Annotated in this window: 16 protein-coding genes and 1 pseudogene; 12 read left to right on the top strand and 5 right to left on the bottom strand. The window is 62.9% G+C overall.

Features of this window, described 5'->3' with window-relative positions; translation table 11 throughout:
• Positions 1 to 234 precede the first annotated feature (234 nt).
• From JQ624_RS18420 to JQ624_RS18405, 4 genes are all read left to right on the top strand, one after another.
• A complete protein-coding gene (locus JQ624_RS18420) occupies positions 235 to 1,107 on the top strand; it encodes a xanthine dehydrogenase family protein subunit M (RefSeq protein WP_212420322.1) in 873 nt (290 codons plus the stop codon).
• 17 nt (positions 1,108 to 1,124) lie between these two features.
• Positions 1,125 to 1,601, top strand: a complete 477-nt coding sequence (locus tag JQ624_RS18415) for a (2Fe-2S)-binding protein (RefSeq protein ID WP_212420321.1) — start codon at positions 1,125 to 1,127, stop codon at positions 1,599 to 1,601.
• 17 nt (positions 1,602 to 1,618) lie between these two features.
• Positions 1,619 to 3,892 carry a xanthine dehydrogenase family protein molybdopterin-binding subunit gene (locus tag JQ624_RS18410; protein WP_212420320.1) on the top strand — a complete coding sequence of 758 codons (2,274 nt, stop codon included), beginning with the start codon at positions 1,619 to 1,621 and terminating at the stop codon, positions 3,890 to 3,892.
• 218 nt (positions 3,893 to 4,110) lie between these two features.
• A complete protein-coding gene (locus tag JQ624_RS18405) occupies positions 4,111 to 4,656 on the top strand; it encodes a DinB family protein (RefSeq protein WP_409334347.1) in 546 nt (181 codons plus the stop codon).
• A 123-nt stretch (positions 4,657 to 4,779) separates the two neighbouring features.
• Here JQ624_RS18405 and JQ624_RS18400 read toward each other — a convergent pair whose 3' ends face one another.
• Complete coding sequence (locus JQ624_RS18400; protein ID WP_212420318.1) at positions 4,780 to 5,070, bottom strand: BrnA antitoxin family protein; 291 nt, start codon at positions 5,068 to 5,070, stop codon at positions 4,780 to 4,782.
• Between the two features lie 268 nt (positions 5,071 to 5,338).
• Between JQ624_RS18400 and JQ624_RS18395 the strand changes: the two are divergent.
• Positions 5,339 to 5,765: pseudogene (locus JQ624_RS18395) on the top strand (VOC family protein).
• Between the two features lie 51 nt (positions 5,766 to 5,816).
• Here the strand turns inward: JQ624_RS18395 and JQ624_RS18390 are convergent.
• Complete coding sequence (locus JQ624_RS18390; protein WP_212420317.1) at positions 5,817 to 6,092, bottom strand: hypothetical protein; 276 nt, start codon at positions 6,090 to 6,092, stop codon at positions 5,817 to 5,819.
• Between the two features lie 230 nt (positions 6,093 to 6,322).
• Between JQ624_RS18390 and JQ624_RS18385 the strand changes: the two genes are divergently transcribed.
• Positions 6,323 to 6,673, top strand: a complete 351-nt coding sequence (locus tag JQ624_RS18385) for a c-type cytochrome (RefSeq protein ID WP_212420316.1) — start codon at positions 6,323 to 6,325, stop codon at positions 6,671 to 6,673.
• 66 nt (positions 6,674 to 6,739) lie between these two features.
• On the opposite strand, the gene JQ624_RS18380 is transcribed toward JQ624_RS18385, so the two are convergent.
• Positions 6,740 to 6,988: a hypothetical protein gene (locus JQ624_RS18380; RefSeq protein WP_212420315.1), complete on the bottom strand. Its 249-nt coding sequence runs from the start codon at positions 6,986 to 6,988 to the stop codon at positions 6,740 to 6,742.
• Between the two features lie 1,002 nt (positions 6,989 to 7,990).
• On the bottom strand, positions 7,991 to 9,436 hold the full coding sequence (locus JQ624_RS18375; protein WP_212420314.1) for a short-chain fatty acyl-CoA regulator family protein: 1,446 nt from the start codon (positions 9,434 to 9,436) through the stop codon (positions 7,991 to 7,993).
• A gap of 180 nt (positions 9,437 to 9,616) precedes the next feature.
• Here JQ624_RS18375 and JQ624_RS18370 point away from each other — a divergent pair, with 180 nt between their 5' ends.
• The 3 genes from JQ624_RS18370 (at position 9,617) to JQ624_RS18360 (ending at position 12,284) form a co-directional block, all read left to right on the top strand.
• Positions 9,617 to 11,257 (top strand): isocitrate lyase, encoded by a 1,641-nt coding sequence (locus JQ624_RS18370; RefSeq protein ID WP_212420313.1) that lies wholly within the window; start codon positions 9,617 to 9,619, stop codon positions 11,255 to 11,257.
• Positions 11,258 to 11,290: 33 nt separating this feature from the next.
• A complete protein-coding gene (locus JQ624_RS18365) occupies positions 11,291 to 11,497 on the top strand; it encodes a hypothetical protein (protein WP_212033207.1) in 207 nt (68 codons plus the stop codon).
• 232 nt (positions 11,498 to 11,729) lie between these two features.
• Positions 11,730 to 12,284, top strand: coding sequence for a hypothetical protein (locus JQ624_RS18360; protein ID WP_212420312.1), 555 nt, complete (start codon positions 11,730 to 11,732; stop codon positions 12,282 to 12,284).
• Here the strand turns inward: JQ624_RS18360 and JQ624_RS18355 are convergent.
• Entirely contained in the window at positions 12,281 to 13,171 is an 891-nt protein-coding gene (locus JQ624_RS18355) for a metallophosphoesterase (protein WP_212420311.1), read from the bottom strand. The two genes, JQ624_RS18360 and JQ624_RS18355, sit on opposite strands and share 4 nt — an antisense overlap.
• Positions 13,172 to 13,266: 95 nt before the next feature.
• On the opposite strand from JQ624_RS18355, the gene JQ624_RS18350 reads away from it, so the two are divergent.
• The 3 genes from JQ624_RS18350 to JQ624_RS18340 are packed head-to-tail and all read left to right on the top strand — an operon-like array spanning position 13,267 to position 15,949.
• A complete protein-coding gene (locus tag JQ624_RS18350; protein ID WP_312014448.1) occupies positions 13,267 to 13,755 on the top strand; it encodes an NUDIX domain-containing protein in 489 nt (162 codons plus the stop codon).
• Positions 13,756 to 13,815: 60 nt separating this feature from the next.
• Entirely contained in the window at positions 13,816 to 14,967 is a 1,152-nt protein-coding gene (locus JQ624_RS18345) for a hypothetical protein (RefSeq protein WP_212420310.1), read from the top strand.
• A 46-nt stretch (positions 14,968 to 15,013) separates the two neighbouring features.
• The gene (locus JQ624_RS18340) at positions 15,014 to 15,949 is read left to right on the top strand and encodes a glycosyltransferase family 2 protein (protein WP_212420309.1); all 936 of its coding nucleotides are present in this window, start codon (positions 15,014 to 15,016) and stop codon (positions 15,947 to 15,949) included.
• Positions 15,950 to 15,984 lie beyond the last annotated feature (35 nt).

The following is a 15,984-nucleotide window of genomic DNA, read 5'->3' as shown; positions in this document are numbered from 1 at the left end:
CGCTTCGCGTTTGTCGCAGGTAATGACGGTGGAGGGGCCTCCGCCCACCCTGCCACCTCGGAGCAATCCGGCCGCGCAAGCCCCGCCGCGCGCATAGGAGCCTGCCGTATCAACCTGATCTCGCAGGCTGTTCCAACCGCCTCCCGCCGTGTAGGCTTGGCCTGCACTGCTGGGCCAAGATAAGGCCGTCGTCGATATGGGGCGGGCGGACAAAAGGGAGATGGCGGAAAGACCATGACGGAACTCCGATATCTGGCGCCTGATACGCTTGACGAAGCGGTCGGCGCATTTGCGAAAGCCGGCAGCGCCGCGCGCATCCTGGCCGGCGGCACGGATTTGCTGGTGCAGATGCGATCCGGAGTGCTGAAGCCCGGCGTGATCGTCGACATCAAGAAAATCCCCGAGATGACCGCAATCGAGCAGACCGCCGATGGCGGCTTTCGCATCGGCGCCGCCGTCTCCGGCATGGCGCTCGCGGAACACAAGAATTTCGGCAAGGTCTGGCCCGGCGTGCTCGAGGCCGTCAACCTGATCGGTTCCAAGCAGGTGCAGGGCCGCGCGTCCGCCGGCGGCAATCTCTGTAACGGCTCGCCTGCCGGCGACAGTGTGCCCGCGATGGTCGCAGCCTCCGCCATCGTCACCGTGCAGGGCCCGGACGGCCGCCGCGAGCTGAAGGTGGAAGACGTCCCCGCCGGTCCCGGCCGCACCAATCTGAAACCCGGCGAGATTCTCGTGAGTTTTGCGCTACCGCCGCGTCCGCCCGGCTCCAGCGATGCTTACTTGCGCATGATCCCGCGCACCGAAATGGACATCGCCGTCGTCGGCGTCGGCGTCAGCCTCACCATCAAGGACGGCACCGTCACCGCGGCCCGCGTCGGCCTCGGCGCAGTCGCGCCCACCGTGCTGCTGGTCGAAGACGCCGCAAAAGCGCTGATCGGCTCAAGGCTCGACGACGCCGCGCTGGCAAAGGCGGCCGCCGCCTGTTCCGCCGCCTGCCGTCCGATCGACGACAAGCGCGGCACCATCGCCTATCGCACCAAGGTGGCCGGCGTGCTGCTCAAGCGCACCGCCGTAATCGTCGCCCAACGCGCAACCCACAAAAATTGAAGTTTGGAAAATAGTTCATGGCCAAAGTTCACGTCACCACGACCATCAACGGCGAGCCGATGGAATTTCTGTGCGAGCCATCAGACACCATGCTCGACGCCCTGCGCGGGCCGCTGGCGCTCACCGGCTCCAAGGAAGGCTGCGCCTCCGGCGATTGCGGCGCCTGCTCGATCACGCTCGACGATCGCCTGATCTGCTCCTGCCTGATGCTCGCGGTCGAAGCGCAGGGCCACGAGATCCGCACCATCGAAGGCATGGCGCAAGGCGACAAGCTGCATCCGCTGCAGCAGAAGTTTCTCGAGATGGCGGCGTTGCAATGTGGCATCTGCACGTCGGGCATGCTGGTCGCCTCCGACGCGCTGCTGAAGAAGAATCCGAAGCCGAGCGAGGAGGAAGTCCGCTTCTGGCTCGCCGGCAATCTCTGCCGGTGCACCGGCTATGACAAGATCGTCCGCGCGGTAATGGAAACCGCTGCCGAAATGCGCGCGCAATAATTGCGGGAGACAACCCAATGAACCTCGTCACCAACAACAAGTGGATCGGCCAGCGCACCATTCGTCCCGACGGCATGGACAAGGTGACCGGCCGCGCCCAGTTCGCCGCCGACACCACCATGCCCGGCATGATCTGGGGCAAGGTTTTGCGCAGCCCGCATCCGCATGCGCGCATCAGATCGATCGACACCTCCAAGGCGGAGAAGCTGCCGGGCGTAAAAGCCGTCGTCACCTCGCGCGACATCGTCGATTTCCCGATCGCCAACGGCGCGGTGATGCTGGGTATCCAGGACATGCGCTGGATGTGCCGCAACGTGATGGCGCGCGACAAGGCGCTGTTCCCCGGGCACCCCATCGCCGCCGTGGCCGCGACCACGGAAGCGATCGCAGCCGAGGCCTGCAAGCTGATCGAGGTCGATTACGAGGTGCTGCCGTGGTCGATCGAGATCGACGACGCGATTCGGCCCGATGCGCCCATCCTGCACGAGTTCAACAAGTTCGACGGCAAGCCTTCCAACATCGCCGGCCGCCTCGAGCACAAGAAGGGCGACATCGCGGAAGGTTTCAAGAAGGCCGACGTCGTCATCGAGCGCACCTTCACCACGCGCCCCGTTCATCAGGGCTATATCGAGCCGCATGCCTGCCTGATCTCGGTGGCGCCCGACGGCAAGACCACGATCTGGAGCTCCAGCCAGGGCCAGTTCATGGTGCGCGCGATGACGGCCCATCTCACCGGCATCCCGCAGAGCGATATCCGCGCCATCCCCGCCGAGATCGGCGGCGGCTTTGGCGGCAAGACCATCGTCTATCTCGAACCGCTCGCGACCCTGCTTGCGAAAAAATCCGGCCGTCCGGTGAAGATGGTGATGACGCGCGAGGAAGTGATGCGCGCGACCGGCCCCACCTCAGGCTCGAAGAGCACGGTGAAGATCGGCGCGACGAAAGACGGCAAGATCGTCGCCGCGCACGGCACCTTCTATCTGCAGGCCGGCGCCTTCCCGGGCTCGCCGATCCGGGGTGCTGCCGGCTGCAGCTTCACGCCCTACGACATTCCGAACCTGCTCTCCGAAGGTTTTGACGTCTGCTCCAACCGCTCCAAGGTCGCGGCCTATCGCGCGCCAGGCGCGCCGATCGGCGCCTATGCGGTGGAATGCGTGATGGATGAAGTCGCCGAAGCGCTGAAGATGGACCCGCTCGACTTCCGCCTGAAGAACGCCGCGAAGGAGGGAACGAAAGCCGCGCACGGTCCGGTGTTCCCGCGCATCGGCTATATCGAAACGATAGAAGCGGCGAAAAATTCCGATCACTACAAGGCCCCGCTCGGCAAGCTGCAAGGAAAACTACGCGGCAGGGGCGTCGCCTCCGGCTTCTGGTTCAACGCCGGCGGCGAGTCCTCCGCGCAGGTCAACATCACCGAGGACGGCAACGTCGTCGTCACCACAGGGCACCCTGATATCGGCGGCTCGCGCGCGGGCATCGCCAACATTTGCGCCGAGCTTCTTGGTATTGATTACCGCCGCGTCTCCGTCATCATCGGCGACACGCAAACGGTTGGTTTCTCGAACCTCACCGGCGGCAGCCGCGTGCTGTTCGCTTCCTCGATGGTGGTGACGCAGTCGACCGAAAAGATCATCCAGACGCTGCGCGAGCGCGCGGCCAAGATCTGGGAGATCGATCCCGAAGCGGTGAAGTGGGAGCAGGGCGCGGCGCATCCGGTGAGCCCGAATGCCGGCCAGTTCGAGCCGCTGACGCTGGAACAACTCGCCGAGAAGGCGCCCGCGATGGGCGGACCCATTGGGGCCGGCGTGCAGCTCAACACCACGGGCGCCGACGGCGGTTTCGGCACGCATGTCTGCGACGTCGAGGTCGATGTCGATCTCGGCATCGCGCGCGTCATCCGCTACACCGCCGTGCAGGATGTCGGCCGCGCCATTCATCCCGGCTATGTCGAGGGCCAGCTCCAGGGCGGTGTCGCGCAAGGCATCGGCTGGGCGCTGAACGAGGAATACATCTATACGAAGGAAGGCAAGGTCGATAACCCCGGCTTCCTCGACTACCGCATGCCGGTCTGTTCGGACCTGCCGATGATCGACTGCATCATGGTCGAAGTGCCGAACCCGAAACACCCGCAAGGCGTCAAGGGCGTCGGCGAAGTGCCGCTGGTCCCCGTGATGGCCGCAGTGTCGAACGCGATCTACAACGCGCTCGGCAAACGCTTCTATGCGCTCCCGATGTCGCCGCCGAAGGTGCTGGAGGTGCTGGAAGCGCCGACGCGAGAGGCGGCGGAGTAGCTTCGTAGGGTGGGTTAGCCGCAGGCGTAACCCACCATTCTTGCCACGACAATCGGCGGATTACGCTCCGCTAATCCGCCCAACAGATTTGCGCAGACCCGTAGCCCGGATGAGCGAAGCGATATCCGGGACCTTCGTCATCGTTCCCCGCATATCGCTGCGCTCATGCGGGCTACTGGCTGGCAACGCCAATGAGTGACGTGCTTCCCTATCGCACCATGGCGTACAACAACGCCTGGGCAAACCACCGGCTGCTCACCGCCTGCGCGCGCCTGACGCCGGACGAATTCACCGCAAAACGAACCGGCTTTTTTCCAAGCCTGCGCGCCACGTTCAACCACATCCTGATCATCGACCATTTTTACGTCGATGCGATGGAAGGTGGCACGCTCGGCCCGGCGGCGTGGGCGGATCAGGAGCCCTGTGCGACGGTCGCCGCGCTGAAAGAAGCCCAAGCCGCGGTCGACCGGCGCTTGCTCAAGGTCGTCGAAGCGCTCGACGGCGCCGGCTTGCAGCGCATCGTCTCCGTGCATCGCGGCACCTCCATCCAGCGCGAGCGGATGGATCGTTTGCTCCTGCATCTGTTCCAGCACCAGGTACACCACCGCGGCCAGGCCCACGCCATGCTCTCAGGCACGTCGGTGAGCCCGCCGCAGCTCGACGAGTTTTTCTCGGCGGGGGAAGCGCCGTTGCGGGCGGCGGAGTTCGCGGAACTGGGGTGGACGGAAGAACGGATCTGGGGCGGCTCAGGCGTTGGGACTTGAGCAAGGGTAGCCCGGATGAGCAGAGCGACATCCGGGACCTCTGTTGTCCCATTCTTCGCATGTCGCGGAGCCTGTCATCGGGCGCGCATTCGCGTGACCCGCTGGTTCACGCGAGCTACCGGCTCACTTGATCTTATTGATCCGCCGCAAATCCTGATCGATCCGCGACTGCCATCCGGGGCCGCCAGCCTTGTATTTCTCGATCACCTTGCCGGATAGCCGCGACGACACCAGCGTTTTCGTCGGGGCCTTGTTTGGTCCGCGGCCACGCCGGATCGATGCTGCAAGCTCCGGCACTGATGCAGCGAAGGGCTTCGCCTTCGACATCTGTTCGTCGGCGAGTTCGGGATTGTCGGAGACCGCATCCCAATCCTTCCGGCTGTATCCCTTTCCGGGCTTGTAGGTCTTAGCCATCGAGGAGCTTTCCTTATACCCGCGGCCGTTTGCTCAAGGCGATCTTTGAACTATTGGGACGATATGCTCTTCTAGCGTGTATGACCAGAATCCGAAAATCCGCCTCCGCCAAACCGACGACGCCCCGCCGCTGGCAGAAGCTAAAATTCCGCCATCTCAAGGGCGCTCTCACTGGCAAAGCCTTGATCGTCGCAATGCAGGCGTCGCCCTGTCGCGATATCGATATCGAACCGGGGCGGATGCCGATGCCCGTCCGCAACGTCCCATTATGGAAACACTCGTGAACGATCAAAATCCCCCTTCCACTTCACCCTTCCAGTCCATCCGCACCATCGACTACACCGTCATCCTCGTGCGCGACCTGGCGGCGATGCGGCGCTTCTATGAGGGTGTCCTGCGCTTTCCGCTAACGCGCGAGCTGTCGGCGGGATGGATCGAATATCAGATCGGTGGCAACACGCTCGCCTTGTCGCGGCCGGGCCGGACGGCGAAGGATGCACCGACGCCCGCCGGCAGCGCGTCGCTGCAGCTCGCGTTCAAGGTCGCCGCTGATGACGTCGATCGCTGCGCCGACGAGCTGGTGCGGCACGGCGTCGATCTGCTGGAGCCGCCGACCAACCAGCCCCTTCGGCCATCGCACGCTGTTCTTCAGGGATCCCGATGGAAACCTGCTGGAGGTGTATGCGGAGATTTGATGGAGGCGCGACCCGTTGGCTGTATCCGGGCTACTCAAGACGTAACCGCGCTCAGTTCATCGCGAGCCACACCAGGTTGCCGTGGTGATTGCAGGTATTGCAGTGCGCCGGTTGGTTGAAGGTATTGGCGAGCTGCCATTCCTGCGCCTCGTTGCTCCATTGCGCTGTGGCTTGGCAGATGATGTCGTCGGAACCGCAGGCGGCGCAGACCGGCGTGGCGCGGGCGGCGCGATTGATCCCCTTGTACTCCGCCGGCTGCGGACGTTCCGGCGCAATCCGGTCGTGGACGATTTCGAACGGGTTCATCAGCTTGACGCGTCGCAACATCGGTCTGCATCCATTCTCGCGAGTCGAGGCTCGCTTCTTTGAAATTAGCGAATCAGCTCGGCCGTTCCATCGCTAAATTGCGTAATCCCCGAGATTAAACCTTGTCATTTCGATGGGGATTAGCGCAAGCCGCCTGTTGAAAAAGGCAGCGAGGTGTTGACGTATCGCAACACGTTTGGGGACGGGACGACTTACGTTTCAATTATATCCGTAAAACCCCGGAGACGCCGATGCCCGGCTTTGCCTCGCGACCGTTGCTGGCGCTAGCCTGCCTTGCGCTGCCACTGCTTGGCGTCGGCCCCAGCGCCGCGCAGGCGCTCGATCCGGAACAGCAGCGCGCCAAGGCGATGCTGGAAAATCTGTGCGGACGATGTCACGCCGTCGGCAAGACCGGCCAGAGCCCGAACCCGCTCGCGCCGGCATTCCGCCGGTTCGGCGAAAAGCTCTACGATACCGACATGGTGCAGCGGCTGCAGGACGGGCTGACCACCATTCACCCTGATATGCCGACCTTCCGCTTCAACCGGCACGAGGCTGCCGCCGCGGTGAATTATCTCAGGTCCATTCAGAAAAGCAGATAAGGGCTTGCGCGTGCGCCAATGCAAAACGGCCCGGCATCGATGCCGGGCCGCGCTGCTAAAGTAGAACTAGTACTTCTTCTTCGTTGCCATTCCGGTTGTTGTCTGATGACCCGGCGCGCTTGCCGAATGGCCCTTCGCCGTTTTCTTCTTATGTCCCGGCGCGTATTCCGACGCACCCGGCGCGGTCGAAGTCGTGCTCTTCTGCATCTTCTGTCCCGGGGCGTATTCGGAGGAACCTGGAGACTTCGTGCTAGTCTGCGCAAACGCCGCGGTGGCGAGCAGCACGGTCGAAACGGTAATCAACGTTTTCAGCATGGGTCTCTCCTGTTTGCAGGGTAACCAAGCAAACGTCTCGCTTGCGGCGATGTTCCGCTTTTTCCCGATTGCGGTTGCGGTCCGATTCATGTCGATGAACAGGCCTTCATCTTCGCGCCAGAAACTTCTGCCAGACCTCATCCTGAGGAGCCCGAAGCGGCGTCTCGAAGGATGAATGGCACCAGCGGGGCCACATGGTTCGAGACGGCGCTGCGCGCCTCCTCACCATGAGGGTCGATGATCTTGCGGCCGTTGCGCGTAAACAAAAAGTTTCTCAATCCTTTCAAGCTGATTTGCCCGGTCCAGTCCCGCGCGAAAAAAGAATCCGCTTCGCGCGAGACCCAAATCAGTCCTAGAACTCCCGCCATCCCGGCCCGCAAGAGGGGCGTATCGCGATCGTCACGGACGTTGGGCTGGGTTGCGGTGGACGCGAAAGCGCCGGGCGCGCGATGGAAATCGCAGGGCGGGTTTCCCGTGAGCGATGCCAGCGTGCCAGACGAACGGCGCAGTTGCGTACGGCAAAACCGTGTGGTCCTGGCACCCGTGGCTGGTGTTAAGCCGGCGGAGGTTTGCAAAGCTCAACCGGGCGATGCGAGCCGCCAATTCGCTGGCGACGGAGGCAAGAGGAATTCGTCTCCGGGGAGAGCGCGGCATAAGCCGTCAAACCATTGCGCAGGGAAGGCCGGATGCCCCGGCTGATACCTGTATGCTCGTGTGCGTTTTTGTTTGCGCTATTGCACACGAGACCGCGGGTGCCAGCCAGCACCCGGCCTTCCCTGCGCCCTCTGATTTTCATGGGGCGAAGAATTCAAGCATAACTCGGGCGCAACGCGCCGCGGGAATGCGAGCCTTTATCCATCCGTCGTCCCTGCGAACGCAGGGACCCATAACCACAGGAAGCAGTGTTATGCACGCTCGCCGCTTCATCATGCTTCAACAACAACGGCCGCGGCGTATGGGTCCCTGCGTTCGCAGGGACGACGTGGTGAGAGAGCGAGGCCCTCACAACTCCCTTGCATTCGAAAACGCGAACGACGACACCCGCCGCGTATTCTCGTCCAGGATCAGCGTCCGCGTGATCGGCGGCTCGGCGCGCTGGCTGCAGTTTTCGCGTTCGCAGAGCCGGCAGTTGACGCCGATCGGCGTGCCCTCCGCTTTCTCCAGATCCATCCCGGCGGCATAGACGAGTTTGGCCGCATGACGGATTTCGCAGCCGAGCCCGATCGCAAAGCGCGGCTGCGGTTGCGGGTGTGGCGCAACCGGCCGGCGCACCATCTGCGCGATCGAGAAATAGCGGGTGCCGTCGGGCAGCTCGATCACCTGCTTGAGCAGGCGGTCCGGCGTGTCGAAGGTCGAATGCACGTTCCACAGCGGGCAGGTGCCGCCGAATTTCGAGAACGGAAACGTGCCGGAGGAGAATCTTTTGGAGACGTTGCCGGCATTGTCGACGCGCAGCAGGAAGAACGGCACGCCGCGCGCGTTCGGCCGCTGCAGCGTGGTGAGGCGGTGGCAGACCTGCTCGAAACCGGCATTGAAACGCTGCGCCAGCACGTGGACGTCGTAGTTCAAATTTTCCGCCGCGGTGTGGAACGGCTGATAGGGCATCATCACGGCGGCGGCGAAATAATTTGCCAGCGTAATGCGGTAGAGCCGCCGCGGCGTGTCGTCGAGGGGACCGGCGCGGTTGACAATGGCGTCGATGGCAGCGCCGCATTCGGTAAGCCCGATCTGCAGCGCAAGCTGGAAAGCGCGCCCCGATCCGTCGACCAGTTCGGAAATCAAAAGCTGCCGGCGATGGCGGTCGAACCGCCGCAGCGTCTCGCGCATCACGTCAACCGGCATGATGCGGGTGACGATCGAGTGCTTTTCGCGCAGCCGCGCCGAAAGTGCTGCGAACAGTTCCTCGGCGGCGACGTTGAGTTCGTCACGCAAATTCTCCGCGGCCTGTTCGAGTTCGGGAAAATAGTTTCGGTTGGCTTCGATCAGGTCGCGCACGCGCTCGATCGGGTTGGCCTCGAAGCGGGAGCCTTCGTCGCGGTCGGCCATTTGGGCCGCGACCAGCGTTTCGCCGCGGCGGGCCTCGGTATAGGCGGCGTAGAGGCGTTGTAAGGAATGAGTCACACCGGGGCACAGTTCGGCGAGGTCGCGCAGTTCCTGCTTCGGCAGGTCGATCTGCCGGAACAGCGGATCGGAAAAAATCTCGTTCAGCTCGGCGAAGAACCGGTCCTCGTCGGCGGTGGCGAGATCGCGCAGGTCGAGGTCATAGGTCTCGGCCAGGCGCAGCAATATCTGCGCCGTCACCGGCCGCTGGTTCCGCTCTATCAGGTTGATATAGCTCGGAGAAATGCCCAAGCCCTCGGCGATCTGGGTCTGCGACAGGCCGAGCTGCTGGCGGATCCGCCGGAAGCGGGGGCCGACGAAAAGCTTTTTTCCGGAGTCCGTGGCCATGGCAGGTTCCTTGACCTGATTTGTGACAAACTTAACAAAATGACATCTATGACAAGTTTAGATGTTACATGACATCACCATTCAAAATCAAGCAGGCTATACGAAATTACGATTTTGGCGTTTAGCTCTCAGCACGTTTCGCAATGCACTGTCACGAATGTCGATTAAAGGATCAAGCAGATGAACTACCAGCCACGAGGCATCAGCGACCAGGCTATCCAGGGGCCGGCGTCCTATCTGAGCGAACTTGGAGCTGCTGAGGCGCTCCTCAAGACCAAGCCGACCTGGAACGGCGTCACCGCCGAAGCCGTGGCGCGCATGCGTCTGCAGAACCGCTTCAAGACCGGCCTGGACATCGCGCGGTACACCGCGGCGCTGATGCGCAGCGACATGGCTGCCTATGACGCCGATCCCACCAAGTACACCCAGTCGCTCGGATGCTGGCATGGCTTCATCGCGCAGCAGAAGCTGATTTCGGTCAAGAAGCACTTCGGTGGCAAGACCGATCGTCGCTATCTGTATCTCTCCGGCTGGATGATCGCGGCACTTCGCTCCGAGTTCGGACCGCTTCCCGATCAGTCGATGCACGAGAAGACCTCGGTGCCGGCGCTGATCGAAGAGCTCTACACCTTCCTCCGTCAGGCGGACTCCCGTGAGCTCAACGATATCTTCCGCGCCCTCGACGCCGCCCGCAAGGCAGGCGACCAGGCGAAGGAAAAGGCGTTGATCGAAAAGATCGACAACTTCCAGACCCATGTCGTGCCCGTCATCGCCGACATCGACGCGGGTTTTGGTAATGCCGAGGCGACCTATCTGCTCGCAAAGAAGATGATTGAAGCAGGTGCGTGCGCTCTCCAGATCGAGAATCAGGTCTCCGACGAAAAGCAGTGCGGCCACCAGGACGGCAAGGTGACTGTGCCGCACGAGGTGTTCCTGGCGAAGATCCGGGCCTGCCGCCATGCCTTCCTCGAGCTGGGCGTCGAAGACGGCATCATCGTGACCCGCACCGATTCGCTGGGTGCCGGCCTCACGCAGCAGATCGCGGTCAGCCACAAGCCCGGCGACCTCGGCGATCAGTACAACAGCTTCCTGGATTGCGAGGAAGTGACGGCTGCCAACGCCAAAAATGGCGATGTCATCATCAACCGCAATGGCAAGATGCTGCGCCCGAAGCGGCTTGCCAGCAACCTCTACCAGTTCCGCGCCGGCACCGGCGAAGATCGCTGCGTGCTCGACAGCATCACCTCGCTGCAGAACGGCGCCGACCTGCTGTGGATCGAGACCGAGAAGCCGCATATCGAGCAGATCGCCAAGATGGTTGACCGCATTCGCGAGGTCATTCCGAACGCGAAGCTGGCCTACAACAATTCGCCCTCGTTCAACTGGACGCTCAACTTCCGTTGGCAGGTGTACGACGCGATGAAGGAAGCCGGCAAGGATGTCAGCAAGTACAATCGGGCCGAACTGATGAAGCCGGAATACGACGATACGCCGCTGGCCATTGAAGCCGACGAGCGCATCCGCACCTTCCAGGCCGATTCATCGAAGCGTGCTGGCATCTTCCACCATCTGATCACGTTGCCGACCTATCACACGGCAGCTCTGTCGACTGACAATCTCGCAAGAGAGTATTTCGGCGAGCAGGGCATGCTGGGCTATGTGAAGAATGTTCAGCGCCAGGAGATCCGTCAGGGCATCGCCTGTGCCAAGCATCAGAACATGGCCGGCTCCGATATCGGCGACGATCACAAGGAATATTTCGCAGGTGAAGCCGCTCTGAAGGCGGGCGGCGCCCACAACACGATGAACCAGTTCGGCTAACGGTAACAGCCGGTCAACAGCAGGAGACTAGTCATGACGAAGAGCAATTTCTGGGTGATTGGCGGCGAGTTCGGATCGATGAACTTCCACAAGCTCGTGGAAGGCTCGGCCCAGGTACAGGGACCCTTCAAGACCCGCAAAGAGGCCGAGGATGCCTGGCGCGCGGTCTCGGAAGAGAACCGCCACAAGGCCGGCGTGCGCTTTTCGATCGTCGAAGAGCCCTCCCGCGTCTCGGCCTGACGCCTGCCGATAAAAATCTAGGGAAACGCCAAGGACAGGCGGCCCCATCCGGAAATCCGGGTGGGGCCGTTTGCGTTCTCAAAGCGGCGTGGAGCGGGCCGGGGTGAGGGACCTCGCCGCCGACTCGAAACCCGGTGGACCGCTAAGCTATTGCAAACAAACAGCCATTGCGCGCAAGGTAGTTACTGCTAGGTTAACCGGGCCCACCCTCTCAGGATAAAGGCGGCTACCGATGGCAGAAGCGCAAAACACCGGCAACGAGGCCCGCGACATGCGACCGACGCGGCTGCGCGACGCGCTCCGCCAGGCCCGCATCGAGGCCGCCGACCGCACCGGCGTCGTGGTCGAACTGCGCGATGCCGAAGTCGCGCGGCTCGAGATCCTGAACGAGGCGCTCGATCCGCTGTTTGCCGAGGTGCCCGAGCAGGTCGATCTGTTCGATCGCGGCGTCAGCGAGGGCGAGACGCCGCGGCTGTGGATCGACGTGGTGGCGCATGTGGTGATGGGGCGCGACAAGCGCATCTATCGCTTCGTGCAGGATACCCGCTTCGGCCGCATCGTGATCGCCGAGTCGCATGACGTGCCGGTCATCGTCGATGCCGTCACCGGCTATGTCGCGCGCCGCATGATCGAGCGGGAACATGCGATGGTGGCAACGCCCGTGGACGAGCCGGCCGTGGAAAAAAAGCCTCGCCGCCGCGGCTTCGGCATGTTCGTGCTCGGCTTCGTGCTGGGCGCGGTGGCGCTGTTCGGATTGGCGCTGTATGCGAGTCTGAAAAACTTCTAGAGCAGCGTCGCCTGCTTAATCTCCTTGACGCGGAAGTCGGCGTCGATGGCGCGCACGGTCTGCACGCAGCGCCATTTTTCGCCCTCGCGCGCGATCGAAAACAGATTGTACGCCGCGGCCGGATAGTGCCGGTGCGCCAGCGCCGAGGCCGACGGTACGCCGACCGCGGGGATCTGGCGGTCGGCGCCTTCGAGCCACATCGTCGAATGGATGTGGTCGTGGCCGTGCAGGACCAGTTCCACACCGCGCCGCTTCAGCACGGCGCGGAGCGCCTTCGAATCGGTGAGCCGCTTCATCCGCGAATGCGAATGCAGGGGATGATGCACCAGCAGCACCCGGAAGGCGTCATCGGCGGACATCTGCGCCAGATCGCGGTCCAGCGCATCAAGTTGCGCGCGGCCAAGCCGGCCGGTGGCCATCAGCGGCAGCGTGGGCACCGCCGAGGACACCCCGATCAGCGCCAGCGGCCCGCGCCGGCGCACGAACGGAAACGTCGTGCCGTCCGCCGCGGCATCGCCGCGCAGATATTTCTCGAACGCGCCGGCGAAACGATGCCGCGTCGCCCGCACATAGGCGTCGTGATTGCCGGGAACGACCGTGACCCGTTGCGGCGTGCCGACGCTTTCGAGCCAGGCCTGCGCCGGGGTGAATTCCGCCTCCAGCGCCAGGTTGACGAGATCGCCGGTCACCGCGATATGGTCCGGCCGCTGCGCCTGCATGTCGGCGACCAGCGCGTCCAACACCTCGCGGCGGTGATATTTGTGGCGGTTGCGAGTCCAGTTGAGATAGCCCAGCGCACGCTTGCCCGCGAGATCCCGAAGCCGCGCCTCGGGCAATGGCGGCAGATGCGGATCGGACAGATGCGCCAACGTGAAAGTATCGGTCATTCGCGCTCCGCCGCATTCTCCGTGATATAGAGCCGTCGCACGATCATAGCGGCGATATAAGGATCAAACGTGATAGCTGTCCATCCGAGGTTTGCGTGACGGCGCTGCAGCACTTGCGAAAACGCCTCGAACCGCAATTGCGGCGGGCCTTCCACCTCTATTGGCGGATGGCCCGCGGCATGACGCTGGGGGTTCGTGGCGTCGTGCTCGATGGTGACGACAAGGTGTTCCTGGTCAGGCACAGCTATGTCGCCGGCTGGCACCTGCCGGGCGGCGGGGTCGAGGTCGGCGAAACCTTTCTCGAAGCCTTGCGGCGGGAACTGGTGGAAGAGGGGCGGATTGAACTGACCGGGGAGCCGGTCCTGCACGGCCTGTTCCTCAACGGCCACGTGTCCCGCCGCGACCATATCGCGGTCTATGTCGTCAGGCAGTTCCGGCAGGACCGCCTGCCGAAGCCCAACCACGAGATCGTCGAGTGCGGGTTCTATGATGCCGGCGCACTGCCGGCGGAGACGACCCTGGGCACACGGCTGCGGATCGCGGAAGTGCTGGACGGAGCAGCGCCGATCGCGACGTGGCGCTGACGCGTGGCGCGGTTGCCCCGCGGCTTTGCAGCGCCTAGAAGCGGACAAACAGGGTTCGGCATGGGCAGGATAAAAATTTTCAGGCTCCTCTGCGGCTTCGGCCTGCTCGCGGTGCTGGCGAGCAATGTCTGGACGATGTCGCGCTGGAGCGAAAGCCGCGGCGTCTATGACGACGTCTGCTATCTGCGGCAGGCGCATCTGTTCCAGAAATATGGCCTTGGCGGCATCGATACCAACATCGTTTTCGACGACGACGACTATCTCAAGAACAAGCTGAAGGCGATCGGCTATGCGGAATGGAACAATGTGAAGCGCATCCCCTGCCACACATTGATTCCGGCGGCCGACAAATATGTCATGCAATACCCGCCGGGCACCGGATTTGCGCTGGCGCTGTTTCGCGAGGGGTTTCAGGTGATCCCGCTCTATGTGCTGGCTAACCTGACGATCCTCGCCTTCGCGCTGCTTGCCTTGTTCCGCGCACGCGACCCGGCTTCGCTCGCGCTGGCTGCGGTATTCGGGCTTGCTGCGCTTTACTTGATGATCAACCCGAGCAAGGCGAGCTATTCGGTGCCGCCGACCATGATGGTCTGCGCGGCCGCAGGCTTTCTCACCGTGAAGTCCTTCGCAGGACATCCGCGGCAACGGCTGCTGGTTATCGCGCTGATGGGTTTGCTGATCGGCCTATCCGTCAATTTCCGTCTGCCGAACCTGTTTCTGGCCGCGGGCTATTGCCTGTATCTTGCCGGCGCGTTCCTGCTGGCGCGCAGCAAGGAGACTTTCCTGCAGGGGGCGTCATTCGCTATCGCCTTCCTTATCGGGATCGCGCCGACATTGATCGCGAATGCGATCAATGCGGGTGGTCCGTTCTCGACCACCTATGGCAGCGTCGACGTCACACCGCCCGAGCTGAATCCGGCCGTACTCTGGAGCTATCTCGTTGACGTTCAATTCACCTTGCTGGCGATATCGGTCGCCTGGACCGCCTGGCTCTGGCGCTTCGATCGGGGCCGCGCGCGGCAGGTCGCCCTTCTGGTCGCCGTGAACCTCGCGGTAAACCTGATTTTCTTCATGACCCATCCGATATTTACGCCATATTATATCATTCCGATCGACATGCTCTCGCTCTGGACTTTGCTGTTCGCAACGCTCGATCTGCGCGGCGAATGGGCCGCGGACCGTGCGGCCTTCCCTCAACCGGCCAACGCCTGATTGCGGTATGACGCGCCATGGACGGACTTAATTCGGTGAGCGTGCGATGACCATACCAGCGCTGCGGGTTGCGGTTCTGGTGCCGTGCTTCAATGAGGAAGCAGCGGTCGCCACCGTGGTCTCCGACTTCCGCAAGGCGCTGCCGACGGCCGAGATTTTCGTCTATGATAATAATTCCAGGGACGGTACCGTCGCGGTGGCGGGCGCGGCCGGCGCCATCGTGCGCAGCGAGCGTCGGCAGGGCAAGGGACACGTGGTGCGGCGCATGTTCGCCGATATCGATGCCGACGTCTATGTGCTGGTCGACGGCGACGCGACCTATGACGCGCCGAGCGCCCCGCGCATGATCGATGCGCTGGTCAACGATCATCTCGACATGGTGGTGGGCTTTCGCGTCGACCAGTCGGTCGCCGCCTACCGGCCCGGCCATCGCACCGGCAACTGGATGCTGACGAGCTTCCTGTCCGCGGTGTTCGGCCAAGCGTTCAAGGATATCCTTTCTGGCTACCGCGTGTTCTCGCGCCGCTTCGTCAAATCCTTTCCGGTGCTGTCGGACGGTTTCGAGATCGAAACCGAGCTCAGTGTGCATGCGCTCGAACTGGCGCTGCCGGTGGTGGAAATCGAGACCCCTTATTATGCCCGCCCCGAGGGATCGTTCAGCAAGCTCAACACCTGGCGCGACGGTTTCCGGATTCTCGGCACCATCCTGAAGCTGTATCGGTCGGAAAAGCCGCTGCGATTCTTCATGGTCATCGGCGTGTTCCTGATGCTGGTCTCGATCGGCCTCGCGATCCCCGTGATCATCACCTATCTCGAGGAAGGCCTCGTGCCGCGGCTACCGACCGCGGTACTGTCGATGGGCCTGATGATCGTGGCGGTGCTGTCGGTATCCTCGGGGCTGGTGCTGGATACGGTGACGCGTGGCCGCCGCGAGATGAAGCTGTTGGCCTATCTGTCCCAGCCGGCCATCAAAAGGGATTAAGGCAATACGGGGATTGCCGTCTCCGGCGATGGACC

This window comes from Bradyrhizobium sp. AUGA SZCCT0283, assembly GCF_018130385.1.
Lineage (GTDB): Bacteria > Pseudomonadota > Alphaproteobacteria > Rhizobiales > Xanthobacteraceae > Bradyrhizobium.
Note: the sequence above shows the minus strand (reverse complement) of the source record. Positions and strands in the feature narration are given on the sequence as shown.

Excerpts from the sequence above, each read along its gene's own strand:
- JQ624_RS18420 (WP_212420322.1), top strand. The coding sequence starts at position 235 with ATGACGGAACTCCGATATCTGGCGCCTGATACGCTTGACGAAGCGGTC.
- JQ624_RS18415 (WP_212420321.1), top strand. The coding sequence starts at position 1,125 with ATGGCCAAAGTTCACGTCACCACGACCATCAACGGCGAGCCGATGGAA.
- JQ624_RS18410 (WP_212420320.1), top strand. The coding sequence starts at position 1,619 with ATGAACCTCGTCACCAACAACAAGTGGATCGGCCAGCGCACCATTCGT.
- JQ624_RS18405 (WP_409334347.1), top strand. The coding sequence starts at position 4,111 with ATGGCGTACAACAACGCCTGGGCAAACCACCGGCTGCTCACCGCCTGC.
- JQ624_RS18400 (WP_212420318.1), bottom strand. The coding sequence starts at position 5,070 with ATGGCTAAGACCTACAAGCCCGGAAAGGGATACAGCCGGAAGGATTGG.
- JQ624_RS18390 (WP_212420317.1), bottom strand. The coding sequence starts at position 6,092 with ATGTTGCGACGCGTCAAGCTGATGAACCCGTTCGAAATCGTCCACGAC.
- JQ624_RS18385 (WP_212420316.1), top strand. The coding sequence starts at position 6,323 with ATGCCCGGCTTTGCCTCGCGACCGTTGCTGGCGCTAGCCTGCCTTGCG.
- JQ624_RS18380 (WP_212420315.1), bottom strand. The coding sequence starts at position 6,988 with ATGCTGAAAACGTTGATTACCGTTTCGACCGTGCTGCTCGCCACCGCG.
- JQ624_RS18375 (WP_212420314.1), bottom strand. The coding sequence starts at position 9,436 with ATGGCCACGGACTCCGGAAAAAAGCTTTTCGTCGGCCCCCGCTTCCGG.
- JQ624_RS18370 (WP_212420313.1), top strand. The coding sequence starts at position 9,617 with ATGAACTACCAGCCACGAGGCATCAGCGACCAGGCTATCCAGGGGCCG.
- JQ624_RS18365 (WP_212033207.1), top strand. The coding sequence starts at position 11,291 with ATGACGAAGAGCAATTTCTGGGTGATTGGCGGCGAGTTCGGATCGATG.
- JQ624_RS18360 (WP_212420312.1), top strand. The coding sequence starts at position 11,730 with ATGGCAGAAGCGCAAAACACCGGCAACGAGGCCCGCGACATGCGACCG.
- JQ624_RS18355 (WP_212420311.1), bottom strand. The coding sequence starts at position 13,171 with ATGACCGATACTTTCACGTTGGCGCATCTGTCCGATCCGCATCTGCCG.
- JQ624_RS18345 (WP_212420310.1), top strand. The coding sequence starts at position 13,816 with ATGGGCAGGATAAAAATTTTCAGGCTCCTCTGCGGCTTCGGCCTGCTC.
- JQ624_RS18340 (WP_212420309.1), top strand. The coding sequence starts at position 15,014 with ATGACCATACCAGCGCTGCGGGTTGCGGTTCTGGTGCCGTGCTTCAAT.